Origin of the sequence: Brevundimonas sp., from assembly GCF_041688735.1 — a bacterium.
Classification (GTDB): Bacteria; Pseudomonadota; Alphaproteobacteria; order Caulobacterales; family Caulobacteraceae; genus Brevundimonas.
In genome coordinates, this window is sequence record NZ_JBDNHO010000005.1 from 1 (window position 1) to 15,523 (window position 15,523).

Annotated in this window: 17 protein-coding genes; 8 read left to right on the forward strand and 9 right to left on the reverse strand. The window is 67.9% G+C overall.

Annotated features, from left to right (window positions below; translation table 11 throughout):
• Together ACESMO_RS00730 and ACESMO_RS00735 are read left to right on the forward strand one after the other, a co-directional pair.
• On the forward strand, positions 1-159 hold a 159-nt coding region (locus ACESMO_RS00730), incomplete at its 5' end, for a transposase (protein WP_372706307.1).
• Positions 160-319: 160 nt separating this feature from the next.
• The gene (locus ACESMO_RS00735; RefSeq protein ID WP_372706265.1) at positions 320-754 is read left to right on the forward strand and encodes a MucR family transcriptional regulator; all 435 of its coding nucleotides are present in this window, start codon (positions 320-322) and stop codon (positions 752-754) included.
• A 64-nt stretch (positions 755-818) separates the two neighbouring features.
• Here the strand turns inward: ACESMO_RS00735 and ACESMO_RS00740 are convergent, their stop codons facing one another.
• The 5 genes from ACESMO_RS00740 to ACESMO_RS00760 all read right to left on the reverse strand — a co-directional run bounded on the left by ACESMO_RS00740 (position 819) and on the right by ACESMO_RS00760 (position 5,420).
• A complete protein-coding gene (locus tag ACESMO_RS00740; protein WP_372706266.1) occupies positions 819-1,913 on the reverse strand; it encodes a DUF2336 domain-containing protein in 1,095 nt (364 codons plus the stop codon).
• Positions 1,910-2,764, reverse strand: a complete 855-nt coding sequence (locus ACESMO_RS00745; protein WP_372706267.1) for a hypothetical protein — start codon at positions 2,762-2,764, stop codon at positions 1,910-1,912. The genes ACESMO_RS00740 and ACESMO_RS00745 overlap by 4 nt, the downstream gene beginning before the upstream one ends.
• A 103-nt stretch (positions 2,765-2,867) precedes the next feature.
• A complete protein-coding gene (locus tag ACESMO_RS00750) occupies positions 2,868-3,620 on the reverse strand; it encodes an ABC transporter permease (protein WP_372706268.1) in 753 nt (250 codons plus the stop codon).
• On the reverse strand, positions 3,617-4,372 hold the full coding sequence (locus ACESMO_RS00755; RefSeq protein WP_372706269.1) for an ABC transporter ATP-binding protein: 756 nt from the start codon (positions 4,370-4,372) through the stop codon (positions 3,617-3,619). Before ACESMO_RS00755 ends, ACESMO_RS00750 begins: the two co-directional genes overlap by 4 nt.
• Positions 4,365-5,420 (reverse strand): ABC transporter substrate-binding protein, encoded by a 1,056-nt coding sequence (locus ACESMO_RS00760; RefSeq protein WP_372706270.1) that lies wholly within the window; start codon positions 5,418-5,420, stop codon positions 4,365-4,367. Before ACESMO_RS00760 ends, ACESMO_RS00755 begins: the two co-directional genes overlap by 8 nt.
• A 125-nt stretch (positions 5,421-5,545) precedes the next feature.
• On the opposite strand from ACESMO_RS00760, the gene ACESMO_RS00765 reads away from it, so the two are divergent.
• A complete protein-coding gene (locus ACESMO_RS00765; protein ID WP_372706271.1) occupies positions 5,546-6,058 on the forward strand; it encodes a hypothetical protein in 513 nt (170 codons plus the stop codon).
• A 641-nt stretch (positions 6,059-6,699) separates the two neighbouring features.
• Here ACESMO_RS00765 and ACESMO_RS00770 read toward each other — a convergent pair.
• The 4 genes from ACESMO_RS00770 to ACESMO_RS00785 all read right to left on the reverse strand — a co-directional run bounded on the left by ACESMO_RS00770 (position 6,700) and on the right by ACESMO_RS00785 (position 9,634).
• Positions 6,700-6,852, reverse strand: a complete 153-nt coding sequence (locus ACESMO_RS00770; RefSeq protein WP_372706272.1) for a hypothetical protein — start codon at positions 6,850-6,852, stop codon at positions 6,700-6,702.
• 283 nt (positions 6,853-7,135) lie between these two features.
• Positions 7,136-7,492: a type II toxin-antitoxin system HicB family antitoxin gene (locus ACESMO_RS00775; protein WP_372706273.1), complete on the reverse strand. Its 357-nt coding sequence runs from the start codon at positions 7,490-7,492 to the stop codon at positions 7,136-7,138.
• A complete protein-coding gene (locus tag ACESMO_RS00780) occupies positions 7,489-7,743 on the reverse strand; it encodes a type II toxin-antitoxin system HicA family toxin (RefSeq protein WP_372706274.1) in 255 nt (84 codons plus the stop codon). Before ACESMO_RS00780 ends, ACESMO_RS00775 begins: the two co-directional genes overlap by 4 nt.
• 40 nt (positions 7,744-7,783) lie before the next feature.
• Positions 7,784-9,634 carry an ABC-F family ATP-binding cassette domain-containing protein gene (locus ACESMO_RS00785; protein WP_372706308.1) on the reverse strand — a complete coding sequence of 617 codons (1,851 nt, stop codon included), beginning with the start codon at positions 9,632-9,634 and terminating at the stop codon, positions 7,784-7,786.
• A 36-nt stretch (positions 9,635-9,670) separates the two neighbouring features.
• Here ACESMO_RS00785 and ACESMO_RS00790 point away from each other — a divergent pair, with 36 nt between their 5' ends.
• From ACESMO_RS00790 to ACESMO_RS00810, 5 genes are all read left to right on the forward strand, one after another.
• Positions 9,671-10,162, forward strand: coding sequence for a YcgN family cysteine cluster protein (locus ACESMO_RS00790; protein WP_372706275.1), 492 nt, complete (start codon positions 9,671-9,673; stop codon positions 10,160-10,162).
• 55 nt (positions 10,163-10,217) lie between these two features.
• Entirely contained in the window at positions 10,218-13,385 is a 3,168-nt protein-coding gene (locus ACESMO_RS00795; RefSeq protein ID WP_372706276.1) for a PAS domain-containing protein, read from the forward strand.
• Positions 13,382-13,777, forward strand: a complete 396-nt coding sequence (locus ACESMO_RS00800; protein WP_372706277.1) for a response regulator — start codon at positions 13,382-13,384, stop codon at positions 13,775-13,777. Before ACESMO_RS00795 ends, ACESMO_RS00800 begins: the two co-directional genes overlap by 4 nt.
• Before the next feature lie 125 nt (positions 13,778-13,902).
• Positions 13,903-14,328 (forward strand): hypothetical protein, encoded by a 426-nt coding sequence (locus ACESMO_RS00805; protein WP_372706278.1) that lies wholly within the window; start codon positions 13,903-13,905, stop codon positions 14,326-14,328.
• Positions 14,267-15,487, forward strand: a complete 1,221-nt coding sequence (locus tag ACESMO_RS00810) for a DNA-packaging protein (RefSeq protein ID WP_372706279.1) — start codon at positions 14,267-14,269, stop codon at positions 15,485-15,487. The genes ACESMO_RS00805 and ACESMO_RS00810 overlap by 62 nt, the downstream gene beginning before the upstream one ends.
• Positions 15,488-15,523: the final 36 nt, after the last annotated feature.

Sequence of the window (15,523 nt, forward strand, 5' to 3'; positions counted from 1 at the left end):
ATCGACTACGATAAAACGCTCTACCGACAGCGCCACCGGATCGAGAACATGTTCGGCAGGCTCAAGGACTGGCGACGCATCCATACCCGCTACGACCGATGCGCACACACCTTCATGTCCGCCATCGCCATCGCCGCCACGGTGATCTTCTGGCTATGATCAATGAGTCCTGAGCCTAGTGTTTCCGCCCGCTCGTCAATGCACTGGTTGGCTGCGAATACGATGTTGCGCGATTCGATTATCGTCTATATTTACTGATCTAAAGGCCGGGCACAAAGTTCGGTCGATATAAAATGTACAACAAGGTCAGGCCACACGAATGGAAGACAACGCCCAACTGCTCGAGATGACCGCCGACATCGTTTCGGCGTACGTCAGCAACAACAACGTCCAGGCCGTCGAGGTGCCGGCCCTGATCTCCAGCATTCACGCTGCGCTGATTCAGGTCTCGAAAGGCTCCGTGGAGCCGGAACCGGAGATCAAGGAACCGGCCGTGCCGATCCGCAAGTCGATCACGCCGGACTACCTGATCTGTCTGGAAGATGGTCGCAAATTCAAGTCACTGAAGCGCCATCTACGAACCAAATACAATCAGAGCCCCGAGGAGTACCGGGCCAAATGGGGTCTGGCCAAGGACTATCCGATGGTCGCGCCCAACTATGCCAAGGCGCGTTCGGACCTGGCCAAGCAGATGGGTCTCGGCCAAGGCGGTCGCAAACCCGCCCGCGCTCCGGTTCGCGCCGCCAAAAAGTAGGCGGCCGGCCAAGGCTGGATGAAGACGCCCGCTCCCGGAAACGGAGGCGGGTTTTTTCGTGGGTTCAAGCCGCCGCCGCGCCGCGCCGCATGCGCCAAAAGCGGATGGTCCTGAGCGCCGCCTCGCGCGTCAGCTCGGAGTACATGCGGGCATAGGAATGGGCCTTGGCCATGGCATCGCCGTCGTCGTTCAACAGCACCACGGCATTGGTCAGGAACAGGGCCCGATCGAGGTCGGCGGCCTTGCAGACCACGGCAAGGGCGTCCAGCTCGCGGCGTTCGACGATCTGGCGGGCGGTGTGGAAATCGATGTCCGCAAGCTGGGCCAAGGCGATCAGGAAGCTGGTCTGGCCGCCAGAACGCAGGAAGCGCGCGAGCATCTGCGGCGTCAGCTGGCCGGCGGCCTTCAGCTCCTCGACGTAGTTTCGGCACTCGGCATAGTCGGCGGGCAGGGCGCCGTCGTCGGCGGCGACGCGGGCGCGACCGGCGGCCAGGGCGCTTTCCAGCAGCGCCGGATCCATGCGGGCGTTCTGTTCCAGGATCTGTCGACGCAGTCGGGCCTCGACCACGAAATACATATCGTTCAGCAGGTCGGCCGGCAGGGTGGCGCGATAGACGGTGGCTTCGTGCAGCGCCGGATTGGCCTTGGCGCGTTCGACGGCGGTTTCGGACGCCTTGCGCGACAGGCGGGCGCCGTCGTTACGCAGCAAGGTTCCCAGCGTCTGGTCGTCGCCGCGTTCCACGATGACCTCGGCGACGGCTTCGGACACCGAGGCGCGGGTCGAGACGGCGCGCAGATGGTCCTGGCCGTGACGGCGGACGACGCCCAGCAGGTCGTCATCGGTCAGCACCGGAGACGAGGCCAGAACGGCGCCGGCGACGGAGGCCTCGTCGTCGGCGAGGCGGCGGATCAGGATGGCGGGCGCGTCTGGCGCGGTGGCGAAGCGAAGCGAAAGCTCGGCCCGGACCGCGGTTTCCATGTCTGCGGCCAGGCGCGCCAGAACCGTCCCGTAGAGCTCGTATTCCCTGGCGGTGCGTACGGTCGAGCCGAAGAAATGCCCGGTCAGTTCGCGCAGCAGGTCACGGCGCTTTTCGCTGGAGCCTTCTTGCGCGAGGGCGATCAGGTGGGGCAGGCGCGAGGCCGCTGCGACCGCACTCACTGATGGTCCCCGTCGGAGGCGGCCGGCGCGGCGCGCACCCGGCCCTGACTGTCGCGAATGAGGGTCGTAGCCTGATCGGGCTGGGCCAGGTCCTGCGACGCCGGGGTCTCGGGCAGGGTCAAGGTCAGGTCGTCGACGCAGGTCGGCTGAGGCATGACCATGGCGTCGGGCCGCCGGCCGTTCTGACGATGGACTGAATAGTAGCGCACGCCCTGCTGGGGCGGACGGTCGGCGGTGTTGCGCGCGACGGCCATACGTATGGGCTCGGGGCGGGTCGGCTCGGCGCGGGCGGCGACTTCGGCCGTCTCCTGGCCGGCGACCGGCTGTCGCGCGTCCTTCTGCATGCGGAAGACCGGCGCATCGCGGCGGGGCGCAATCGGGTCGGCGACCGCGTCAGGGGTCGATGGCGCGGCGCGGGCATAGCCGGTCGGAGGGGGCTGGATGACGGTTGAAGGGGGCGGCTCGAGCACGGCCATGGGGGCGGCGATCGGCGCGGCCTGGACCACGGCGGCCGGACGCATCCAGGCGTTGGCAGGCTTCAGTGGAACGGGCGTTCCGCCGGGAGCCGGCGTCAGCCCCGGACGCGGCGGGGTGGCGGCGGCCATACTGCCGTGTGGAATGACGGGATTGGGCCGGCGGCCTGCGCGGGCGGCGACGGGTTGGGTTGCAGTCCGGCTGGCCTCAATGCGTGCCTGCCATGACAGAGAGCGTGATCCCGGCGTCTGGCCCGAGGTGTGGCCCGAGGTCTGGCCCACGGTCTGGCCCGCCGTCTGGGCGACCGCGTTTCCCGCGAGCGCGACGGCTCCCAGCGCGGCGAGAGCGACCGGGATCAGGATCGGGGGGCGGCTCAACGGGCAGCTCCGGGACGCGGGGACAAGATGCGCAAGCTATGCGCCCGGGCTTAACCCGCCACTAACGGGAGGTTCGTGGTGGCGAACAATCTGGCGTATTCGACTATCGGAGCGTGTGGCGCGCTCGCCGTTCCACCGCGCCGACGGCCGCGTTAAGTAGCAGTCCCATGATCATCAAACAGACGAGCGCCGCCAGCATGTCGGCGGTGCGAAGCCGGTTTCCCGCCTCGAGCAGTCGCCAGGCCAGGCCTTGGGAGGCGCCGGAGCCGGACACGAATTCGGCCACCACCGCCCCGATCACAGCCAATCCCGAGGCGACGCGCAAACCCTCCAGCGCGAACGGAAGCGCGGCGGGAAGGCGCAGGCGGACCAAGCGCTGGAGCGGCGAGGCACCGTAGAGGTCGAACAGCCGCTCAAGGTCCGGATCGGCCGATTTCAGGCCTGTCAACATGCCCGAGAACAGGGGGAAGAAGGCGACGGTCGCAGCCAGGATGACAACGGCCCGATCGGCGTGATCCAGACCCGTCCAGATCAGCACCAGGGGGGCGATGGCGACCACGGGCGTGACCTGCAGCGCGACGGCGAGGGGTCGCACGGCCTGTTCCGCCGGACGGCTGAGCGACACGAGCAGGGCCAGGCCCCCACCGAGACCGCCGGCGACCATCAGGGCCTGAAGCGCCATCCAGAAGGTAACTGCGGCGGAGGAGGCGAGCAGGGGCGCGCGCTCGACCAGGGCCACCGCGACGGCGCTGGGCGGCGGCAGGAAGTAGACGGGCACGTCGAGCGCGCGGCAGGCGATCTCCCATGCGGCGAGCAGGAGGAGGGTCAGCAGCGTGGGGGGAAGGAAGCGGGTCATGACCCCGTTCCCGCAGTGGCCATGCTGCGGGCCAGTTCGGCGGCGAGCCTTTCGACGGCTTCTCGATAACCCGCCTCCGCTCGCCAGCCCTCCGGCCTCGGCAGCGCGCCGGGCGTGGCCAGTGCCATCGTCACCCGTCCCGTCGCGGCGTCCAGCACGAGGGTTTGTCCCGCCAGATAGACGGCCTCCTCCACGTCATGGGTGACGAAGACGATGGACGGGCGCGGGGCGCGGGACGCCCACAGGCGGTGAAGGTCCTCGATCAGGCGACGACGGGTGACGCTGTCGAGGGCGGCGAACGGCTCGTCGAGCAGCAGCAGGTCCGGCTCGGTGACCAGGGCGCGGGCCAGCGAGACGCGCATTGCCATGCCGCCGGACAGTTGGTGCGGCCGGGCCGTCAACCGCTCGCCGAGACCGACGGCGGCGAGGGCGTCCGCCGCGCGGGCGCGCGCCTCGGCGCGAGGCGTTCCGGCCAGTTCCAGCGGCAGGGCCACATTGGCCAGGGCGTCAGCCCAGGGCATCAGGGTCGGGGTCTGGAAAACGAAGCCCACGCGGCCGGGACGGGTCGAGGTGGTTCCCTCGGCTGGGCGTTCGAGCCCGGCGAGCAGGCGCAGGAGGGTGGACTTGCCCGCACCCGAGGCACCGACCACAGCGACGATCTCGCCCGGCGCTACGTTGAAGTCGACCGGGCCGATGGGCGCGCGTCCGGGATAGCGGACGACGACGCCGGACAGCGCCGCCGTCTCAGCCACGGCCGGGCAGATACTGGGTGGTGAAGGCTTGGCGCCAGTCGAGGTTGGCCGGATAGACGCCCGCCTCGGATGTGACCTGGAAGAAGGTCTGCCAGCGCTCGGCGGTCATGGCCCCGAGGCCGTAGAGAGCCGCGTCCCCGCCATCGACCATGCCGTTCGCCTTCAGCTTGGCCCGGGCCTGGTCGAGAATGGCCTGGGTCATCTCGGGGTTGGCCTTGCGGATCAGGGCGTCGGCGGCCCGATTCCAGGGCGTCTGGCCGTCGCCCTGGATATAGTCGCGCCAGCCCTCGGCCGAGGCGGCGATGAAGCTGCGCAGGGCGGCGGCGTTGTCGCGGGCGAAGGCGTTGGGGGCCAAGACCATGGTAGCGTAGGACGGGTAGCCCTCGTCGGCCAGCAGGAAGACCTTCGGAACTATGCCCGCCTCCTGCTCGATCGTGTACGGCTCCGAGGTCAGATAGCCCTGCTGCACCGCCCGCTCGTCGGCCAGGAAGGGGGCGAGGTTGAAGGTATATTTGCGGACCTGATCGTCGGTGAAGCCGTATTTGGACTTCAGCCAGACCCAGAAGGCGGTGACCGAGGCATCGGCCAGCAGGAAGGGACGGCCCTTAAGGTCGGCTATGGTCTCGAGCGCGGGATCAGGGTGGGCGATCAGGACCTGGGGGTCCTTCTGGAAGAAGGCGGCGACGGCCTTCACCGGTGCCCCCTCGGCGACGAGGTTCATCGGGATGAAGCTGTTGGAGCCCATGCCCAGTTCGACCGCGCCGGTGGCCAGCAGCTGGGGCACATTCACGCCCGGGCCACCCTGGATGATCTGGACGTTCAGCCCGCGCTTGGCATAGGCACCGGAGGCGATCGCCTGATAGAAGCCGCCTTGCTCGGCCTGGGCCCGCCAGTCGGTGGCGAAACGGAGCCGCACGCGGCCTTCCTCGTCGACGGGGGCTTCGGACCTGCCGCAGGCGGCGAGCGCAGTCATGGCCGCCACGGCACCGGCTCCGGCCAGAAGGGCGCGGCGATCGGGGAGGGCTGGACGATTCCCACGCAAGGTCATGACCTTGTGTAAGGCTCAGGTTGGCGGAGGGGAAGGGCGGCGATATCCCGCACCCATTGACCACGGTCGCAGGATGTCCTGAAGCTCGACCGGCGGGGCGTTGGCGGACGCGAGAGTGGGGCCCTATGGGCTGGATCGACCGGATATTCGAGAAGCGGCGGCTGCGGTCGCTGGTGGAGACGGTCGCCCTGCAGACGGGCGAGGCGCTGTCGCCTGCGCTTGAGACGGCGGTGATAGAGACGGCCGGCATCCTCAAGCCCGGTGCCCTTGGGCGACGGCTCAGGCCTTTTTACCCGCGGCTGGTGTTGATTTTTGCCCGGCAACGGGCAGACGGCGAAGCACGGCTGGCTTCCAGCCACTGGTCATCGGGCGGCGGTTGCAACGTCGGGAGGGACGTGCTGGAGGCGAAGGCGATTGCGCAGGGCCTGCTGGTCAGGTTGCTGGCGCGCCGCCCGGCCTCGAAGCGCCCGTTCTCGGAGATGGTCGAGGCGCTGGATACGCTGATCGACGCCCGGAGAAACAGTGACGGCGACCCGGACGGCTATGGTCTGGGGACCCTGCACGAGATCCAGCGCGACATGGCGGAACTGGCCCTGGCGGAATCCGTGGCCCGGTCTGCCGATCAAGTGGGGGGATGACGATTGACGGCGTTCAAGCAGCGAGCGGCCGCGCCGGGAGCGATAGCGCACTCCAGAATTGAGCGAGGGGACGAAGATCCCCGGCGAACCGGTTTTCCTCGTCCCCTCGCCAAGTCCGGGTTGGACTTGGCCGTTGAGGTTCAGAACCCTGGCTTTACAACGGCGGGGCGAACCCCGGCGGTGGTCAGCTGTATCCTGTCGCGCTCCGGGTCTCTGGCGTACCGCAGGTCGAACCTGCGTCGTCCGTCGATCCCGATCCGGTTCTCCGTGAACCCGCTCCGGCCGAAGCCTTCGTGAGTTCGGGAGCCTTGATCCTGCCCCTCGTGCCTCGCCTCCGAAGAGGTCCGGTCGCCTGGGTCAGAGAGCCGGGCCGGTCCGCTTTGATCCCCGGGTCTCCCCGGTTTTCCGCGCCGCCGTGTCCCTCGGCCTGATCAAGCTCGCTCCGATCCGCGGAACTGGCAAGCGGTCCGTAATGACCGTCTGTGGATGGTGTTGTGGATAAAGTTTGCAGGGGCGGGACAGCAGTGTGTGTTCCTGGCAATTTTCTGTGCTTTGTGAAGCTCTTGCGACTTCTGCACAGGGACGATGTTTCGAACGCGAATTCCGCCCGTATGGCCGGTCTTTCGAGCCGGGTCGTTGTCTCAGGCGGCCTCGAGAGCCGTCAGGCGGCGCTCCAGCCAGGCTTGAATCTCGGCCATTGACCGGGTCGCCAGCGGTCCGCCGAAGTGGATTAAGCCGTGCGGAGCCAGTGGCACCTCCAACAGTTCGGCATCGGTGGGCCAGGCGTCTGCCATCGGGCGGCTGTCGTCGCGCAGGGGATCGAGATCGCCGCTGACGAACGGGGCGGGCGGCAGGTCGCGCAGGTCGCCGTCAGCCGTCGGCTTTCAGACGCGGCAGCAACTCCAGCTTCCTCGCCCCGGACCAGATGGAAAACCTATCGATAGCTCACATCCAGGGTCGCATTGCCACGCACGGCGGCCCGGCGTTCGGCCGGGGTCAGGTCCAGGCGGCGGATGGTCAGGGTCATCAGTGGGTTGGTCGTTGCGCGCGATGCCGAGGATGCGGCTGAAGCCCTTGTCAGGGCGCCTTGTGTGAGCCGACGGCGTTATCGGCGGCCTGGCGCAGAGCTTCCTCGCCCCAGGCGTTCAGGCTCTTGCCGGCCAACTGGGCCGCCAGCGCTGCGCGGGCGTGGACCTGGGGGTCGACACGGAACATGACCTTGCCGGAATAGGGCTTCTGGGGGTCCTTGCCCAGTTTGGCGCAGAAATCGATGTAGTCATCGACCGCCTCGAAAAAAGCCGCCTTTAGATCGGCCACGGTGTCAGCGTGAAAGCCGACCCCGTCGCGGATGCCGGCCAGATGGCCGAAGAAGATCTCGTCCTCGGCGTCGTATTCGACGGCGGCGTAATAGCCCTTGTGGTGCATGGTGTTCATGGCCGAATTCCCAATCTGAGCAGGAAGGCGCGGGCCGCGCGAACCTGATAGCGTTTGGCCTCCCTGGCGGGGTGGGGGCGATGAAACACCTCCACCTCCAGACCGAATGTGAACTTCACCCGCGACCCGGCCCCTTCGGCCACGGAGCAGCCCGCCGCGACAAGAAGGCTCTCGATCGCCGCCCATTCGATCGTCGCCAACACCGGGTCGATGAAGACGGCCGCGAGCGTCTTTATCTGCTTGCTGTTCACGATAGCGGACTAAAGCATGATTGCAGTAATTGCAATCAGTCTAGCCGGCCAGCGCCTCGCGCCTCGCCTCCAGCTCCAGCCACTCCTCCTCCGCCGCCGACAGCAGCGCGCGGGCGCGGTCGGCGTTGGCGGTGGCGCGGTCGAAGGCCTTGCGGTCGCGGGCGAAGAGGCCGGGGTCGGACAGGGTGGCGTCGTGGCGGGCGATGTCGGCGGGGAGGGACGCCAGCTGGCCTTCCAGCTCTTTCAAGCGGTGGGCGTCCTTGAAGGTCATCTTGCCGGGCTTCTTTGTGAAGGCGCGGTCAGAAGGCTCCGCCTTCTCGATCCGACGCGCCTCGTCTGCGGCTGCGGCGGCGCGCTGGGCGGCGTCCTTGTCTTGTGGGCGGGGATTGGCGCCGGGACGGAGGAAGCCGGGGTTCTGGCGAATGAAATCGGTCCAGCCGCCGGGGGTCTCGACGATGTCGCCGCGGCCGTTCATGGCGATGGTCGAGGTGGCGAGGCGATCGACGAAGTCTCGGTCGTGGCTGACCAGGATCAGGGTGCCGTCGTAGGACTCCAGCAGCTCTTCCAGCTTGTCGAGCGTGTCCATGTCGAGGTCGTTGGTCGGTTCGTCGAGGACCAGCATGTTGGCGGGCTTGGCCAGGGCCCTTGCCAGAAGGAGGCGGTTGCGCTCGCCGCCCGACAGGGTCGAGATCGGCTGGCGCAGCTGGCCCTCCTGAAACAGGAAGTCCTTGGCGTAGGCGGCGACGTGTTTGGAGATGCCGCGCACAAGAATGGAATCGCCGCCGCCGGGGGTCAGGGCGTCCCAGAGCGTCATGTCGCTGCGCAGGCCGTCGCGGGACTGGTCCAGATAAACGGGTTCAAGATTGGCGCCCAGCTTGACGGTGCCTTCGTCGGGTTTGAGCTGGCCAAGCAGGATCTTGACCAGGGTGGTCTTGCCCGCGCCGTTGGGGCCGACGATGGCCAGCCGGTCGCCGCGGATGACGCGGGTGGTGAAGGGCTTGATGACCGCGCGTTCGCCGAACGACTTCGAGACGCCCTTTAGTTCTGCGACCAGCTTGCCGGACGTGGCCCCGGAATCGACTCCGAGGTAGAGCTCGCGCGGGACATCTTTGAGCCTTTCGTTGCGATCGGCCCGGAGGGCGTCCAGCGAGCGTGCGCGCCCCTCGTTGCGAGTGCGACGGGCGGTGATGGAGCGGTAGAAGGTCTCCGTCTCGCGCTCGATGGTCTTGGTCAGTTTTTGCAGGGACTGGGCCTCTTCCTCCAGCACCTTGTCGGCCCATTCGTCGAAGGCTGCGAAGCCCTTGTTGAGGGTGCGGACGCGGCGGCCTTCCAGCCAGTGGCAGGACTGGGTGACGCGGTTCAGGAAGGCGCGGTCGTGGCTGACGACGAGGACCGAGAAGCGGGCCGCCAGCAGTTCCTCTTCCAGAAGTTCGATGGCCAGGATGTCGAGGTGATTGGTCGGCTCGTCCAGCAGCAGCAGGTCGGGCTCTTCGGCGAAGGCCTTGGCCAGGGCGGCGCGGCGGATTTCACCGCCGGACAGGTTCACCGCGGGCTTTTCGGGGTCGAGGCCGAAGGTGGTCAGCCAGCTCTCGGCGGTCCACCGTTCCGCGCCTTCGGAGGCGGCATAGTCCAGCAGGGTGTCGCCGGTGACGACCGGTTCCTGGGAGACGTGGGCGAAGCGGGTGCCGGCCTGGACCGAGCGGTCGCCAGCATCGGGCTCGATCAGACCCATGACCATCTTCATCAGGGTCGACTTGCCGGCTCCGTTGCGACCGACGAGGGCGGCGCGGGTGCGCGGCTCGACGGCGATATCGACACCGTCGAACAGGGGACGCTGGCCGTCCTGGAGACGGACGGCCTTGAGGGCGACGAGGGGCGGACGGGGGGCCATGGTGCTTTCGGACGGGGACAGGCGTAAGGGGAGGCGGTGCATGTAGAGCGTCCCACCCCCCCGACCAAGCCCTTCTGGCAAACCAAACGCCTCGAGCAGATGACCCGCGAGGAGTGGGAGAGCCTGTGCGACGGTTGCGGCCTGTGCTGCGTGATCCGCTTCCAGGACGAGGACACCGGTGAGGTGACGCCGACCCGGGTGCACTGCAAGCTGTTCGATCCGGCCACCTGCGCCTGTTCGGACTACGCCAACCGGCGCGCGCAGGTGCCGGACTGCATCAAGCTGACGCCGTGGAACATCGAACAGCTGGCATGGATGCCGAAGTCGTGCGGCTATCGCCGGGTGTACGAAGGCCGGGGTTTGGCCGACTGGCATCCGCTGGTCTCGGGCGATCCCGAGAGCGTGCACGCGGCCGGGGTTTCGGTGCGGGGAGAGACGATCAGCGAACTGGCACTGGCCGAGGCCGAGGACGCGCTGGATTTCGAGGCACCCGAGTGGAATGAGGAGCGCGGCAAAGACCGGCGTTAATCGAACCTTTGAAGCTTGAAGCCAAAGGTATGACGCGCGGTTGGCCGGAGGTTTCATGAGCATTGCCCGTCAGGGTTCCGAGGTCCTTCCGACGCCCTTTGATCGTGTGACGGCGCTGGTCTGCGCGGCACTGGAGGTGCCGTTCGGGCTGTTGTCCGTGCTTGAGGACGACAAGGCGCTGTTTCGCGCTGTGGTCGGCCTGGACCAGAAATCGGTGCCTCGCGACGTCAGCGTCAGCGCGAGGCTGGTGGCCATGGGGCCTGACGCGACCCTGGTGATTCCCGACGCGCTGGACGACCCCGAGCTGCGCAATCACCCCATGGTGACCGACGGTCCGCGGATCAGGTTCTTCGCCGGCGCGACGATCTGTGACGCCTCGGGCACGCCGGTCGGTGCGGTCGGGGCCATGGATGTCGTGCCGCGGGAGCACCCGACCCCCCCGCAGATGGCCGTGCTGCGCCACGCCGCGCGGTTGGCCGGCGACCTGTTCGACCAGGTCCAGGCCAGTCGAGTCCAGGCCGAACAACTGGCGCTGCTGCGGCTGGCCGAGGAAATGGCTGGACTGGGCCCCTGGCGGCTCGACCTCGCGAACGGAAAGGTCGACTGGTCCGACGAGGTCTATCGCATACACGGCCGCGACCCGGCGACGTTCGACCCCGGCTATGCGGACGTGCTGTCGGACTATCATCCTGAGGACCGGGAAATATTGGCGGCCTGCGTCGAGCGTGCGATCGAGACGGGCCAGGGTTATAATCTGGAGCTGCGGCTGGTCAGCGCGACCTGCGGCGAGCGGCGGGTGCTAACCCGCGCCCGCACCGAAGTCGGCGAGGACGGGCGGCCGTTCGCCCTGTTCGGCGTGTTTCAGGACGTCACCGAGACCGTTCTGAGCCAGGAGCGCCTCAAGTCGGGAGAGGCGCTATTCCGCATGATGAGCGAGACGGCGACCGACGTGATCGCCCGCTACAGGCCGGATGGGACGTTTCTCTATCTGTCGCCCTCAGTTGAGACGATCCTGGGCTATAGGCCCGACCAGTTGGTCGGGCGCCTGTGCCGGGAGTTCATTCCGCCTGAAGACATACCGGCCATCGACGCCGTCATGCGGGCCTATTTCCGGGCCGGCCCCGGGGCACCGCCACCGCGATACGAATACCGCGCTATCCGGGCGGACGGTACCACGGTCTGGCTCGAGGCCTCGCCGCGCGCGGTCTGGGACGAGGCCGGGCGGACCGTGCTGGAACTGCACGACCATGTCCGCGACGTTACAGCGCGCAAGGCTGCCGAGCGGGTCCAGGCCGAGCTGGTCGAGACCCTGGGCATGGCCGAGGAATTGGGCGGCGTGGGCTGCTGGCGGCTGGATGTCGCCAGCGGTGTCGTGACCTGGTCGGATGAGGTTTACAGAATCCACGGCAAGAGCCGGGAGACGTTCGATCCCACCCTGGACGACGCGGTCGGCTGCTATCACCCCGACGATCGCCAGACGGTCGCGGACTGCTGTGCGCGGGCGATCAAGACCGGCGAGGGTGCTGGATTCCAGCTGCGGCTGATCCGCGATGACGGCGACGAGCGGATCGTGACGTCCCAGTGCCGGCCTGAACGCGATGAGACGGGCGCGACGACCGCGCTGTTCGGGGTGTTCCGCGACGTCACGGATGTGATGCGAAGCCAGCAGCGAATCGAGGCGAGCGAGGCGCGCTATCGCCTGCTGGCGGACCGGGCCAGCGACGTCATCGTGACCTATGGGGTCGATGGGCTGATCGGCTATATCTCGCCCAGCGTCGAGGCGGCGACGGGCATCTCGCCGGATGATCTGCTGGGCCGGTCGGTGACCCATCTGATCCTGGAGGAGGACGTTCCGGCGCTGGCGGAGCGCTTACGCGACATGGTCAAGGCCCCAGCGGGCGAGGCCATGCCGGGCCTCATCTATCGTGCGCGCGTTTCGTCGGGCGATGTGCGCTGGATGGAGGCCCGTACGACCCTGATCCGCGACCCGGCCGGACGGGTCATCGAGTTCCAGGACGTGGTCCGCGACATCACCGAAACCAAGCGTCTGGAAGAGGCCCTGATCACGGCTCGCGACACGGCCGAGGCCGGTGCCAGGGCCAAGTCCGAGTTTCTGGCCAACATGTCCCACGAGCTGAGGACGCCGCTGACCAGCGTGATCGGCTTCTCGGGCCTGTTGCAGGCCAGCGTGGATCTGCCCGAGACGGAGCGCAAATACGCCGACCGGATCGCCACGGCCAGCGACGCCCTGTTGAGCGTCATCAACGACATCCTCGACTATTCCAAGCTTGAGGCCGACGCGGTCGGGCTGGACGCCCAGGCGTTCGACCCGCGCGCCATGGCCTCCGCCGCCGCGGCCATGGTCGAGGACCAGTGCGAGAAGAAAGGGTTGAAGCTGGCCCTGGAGGTCGAAGCCGGCCTGCCCTCGATCGTCCTGGGCGATGAAGGGCGGTTGCGGCAAGTGACCCTGAACTTCCTGTCGAACGCCGTGAAATTCACCGGAGCCGGCGAGGTCCGGTTGGCGATCTCAATGATCGGCGGGCGGATTCGGGTGGCGGTCAGCGACACCGGCATCGGCATTTCGCCAGACAAGATCGACCAGCTGTTCGAGCGCTTCACCCAGGGCGACAGTTCGACGACGCGGGTCTATGGCGGCACCGGACTGGGGCTGGCGATCTCGCGCCGACTGATCGACATGATGGGCGGCGAGATCGGCGCGGAGAGCCTGAGCGGCGAAGGCTCGACCTTCTGGTTCGAAGTGCCGGTGATCGAGGGTGCCATGGAGGCCGTCGCGCCCGAAGTCGGCGACGCGGTCCTGCCCCGTGGCCTACGGATTCTGATGGCCGACGACGTGGCCGCCAACCGGGAACTGGGCGCGGCGATCATGGGCGCGCTGGGCATCGCGCTGGACACGGTGGCCGACGGTTCGGAAGCCGTGGAGGCCGCGCGCGAAGGGGGATACGACCTGATCCTGATGGACGTGCACATGCCGGTGATGGACGGCCTGGACGCGACGCGCGCCATTCGCGGCATGGGCGGCGCGGCGGGCGACGTGCCGATCGTGGCCCTGACAGCCAACGTCCAGCCAGGCCACATCGCACGCTGCCGCGAGGCGGGGATGGACGGTCACGTCGGCAAGCCCATACAGGTGAGCGTTCTGGTCGCGACGATGACCGAGGCCCTGAACCACGCACGGGATGAGCGACGGGCGAACGCGGCATGACGTCGGCCGTGCTGATCGTCGAGGACGAGGACATGATCCGGGAGATGATGGACATCACCCTGACGCAGGCCGGCTATCACGTGACCACGGTCGCCGACGGCGCGGCGGCGCTGGAGGTGCTGAAGCACCAGAAGGTGCAACTGGTCCTGCTGGACGTGCACATGCCGCGCATGAGCGGGCTGGAGGTGCTGGCCAATATCAAGCACCAGGTGCGACCGACTCCGCCAGTACTGATGGTGACGGCCAACCGGAACGCCGAGGCAGTGACCGAAGCCATGCGGCTGGGCTGCGCGGGCTATGTCGCCAAGCCCTTCAAGCCGTCCGATCTGGTCGCGCGGGTGAGGAGCGCGATGGCGCCGCCGAAGGTCGACGAAAACATCGTATGGCTGTGACGGTCTGCTGGACATTCGCGGATTCATAGTCGGGTTGGCGCGACGAAGGTCAATCCGATCAATCGGTTGACGGATTCTCGATGCGATCTGCCCGCCTGAGGGCGCTGGTCCGGTAGAGTCTGGGCATGACGGGACATCAGGACAGGCCGGCCGCCGCGCTGGCGTGGCAAGACACGCTCTTCGACGACCTCAAACCGGAAGTCGAGGCCGCGGTCGCCAATCTGAAAGCGAGCCGGCCCAAGGCCGGCGACCTGTTGCAGGTGCAGCGCTTCGTGCGCGCCATCGAGATCGTCGCGCGATGCGGTCAGCGACTGGTCAGCTTGCAGGTCGCCAGGCCAGCCAAGGCGGCGAGAACCACCGCACCGAAACCAGAGGACGACATGATCGACGATGACGCAGACGACAGCCCCGAGACGCTCGACCGGCTGCGCGCCGACCTTGAACGGCGTCTCGGTCGCGTCCGCGCTCTGCTCGACACCAAGGGACTGGTTGTCGAGCCTGGATGCTGGCCAACTGCACGCCCTCGCCCGGAGCCAATTCGATCTTCTTAATCACCAGTGGCCGAGCGACGAGGCCTGGCGGACCTGGGTTCTGCTGGGCGGGCGAGGGGCGGGAAAGACCTTCACGGGCGCGTTCTGGATCAACCATATGGCGCTGGTCTCGCCCAAGGCGTTCGCGCTGGTGGGGCCGACCCTGCACGATGTGCGCGAGGTGATGGTCGAAGGCCCGTCGGGCCTGCGCGCCCTGGCGGTGGGGGAGGAGAGACCGCGCTGGGAAGCGTCCAGGCGTCGCCTGATCTGGGACAAGTCCGGCAGCGTCGGCCATGCCTTTTCCGCCGAGGACCCGGACAGTCTGCGCGGGCCGCAGTTCCACCACGCCTGGGCGGATGAGTTCTGCGCCTGGAAGAAGCCGGAGGCGGTGCTGGATAATCTGAGGCTGGGGCTGAGGTTGGGGGACGATCCCCGATTGCTGGTGACCACCACGCCCCGACCGATTCAGGCGTTGCGGCGGCTGCTGGCCGAGGCCGGAACGATCGTGCGTCGGGCGGGGACGGCGGACAATGCCGGCAATCTGTCGCCGGGCTTTCTGACGCACCTGAGGAGCCTCTACGCCGGGACGCGGCTGGAGGCGCAGGAACTGGAAGGGCCCATCGTGGAGACGGACGGCGCCCTATTCCGGGCCGAGGATCTGGCGCGGGCGCGGGGCCATCGGCCCGCCGAGCTGGACAGGATCGTGGTCGCGGTCGATCCGCCGGCGAGCGCGGGCGGGGACGCCTGCGGGATCGTGGTGGTCGGGCGGCGCGGCGACCGGGCCTATGTGCTGGCCGACCGGTCGGAGGGAGGGCTGTCGCCCGACGGCTGGGGCCGCAAGGTGGCGGCGACGGCGACCGAATTCGGCGCCACGGAGGTGGTGGCCGAGAAGAACCAGGGCGGGGAGATGGTCCGGGCCGTGCTGGCGCATGGCGGCTGTCGCGTGCCGATCCGGCTGGTTCACGCCAGCCGAGGCAAGGCCGCGCGGGCCGAGCCGGTGGCCGCGCTGTATGAACAGGGCCGGGTCGTCCACTGCGGTGCCTTCCCGGCGCTGGAAGAGGAACTGATGGGGCTGGGCTGCGAGGGCGGGTCGAGCCCGGATCGCGCCGACGCCCTGGTCTGGGCCGTGACACGTCTGCTGCCGCCGCCGAAGGCGGGGCCGAGCGTGCGTATGTTGTGACGGTCGCTTCCTGCTGCCCATGACGGGGCGGAAAAC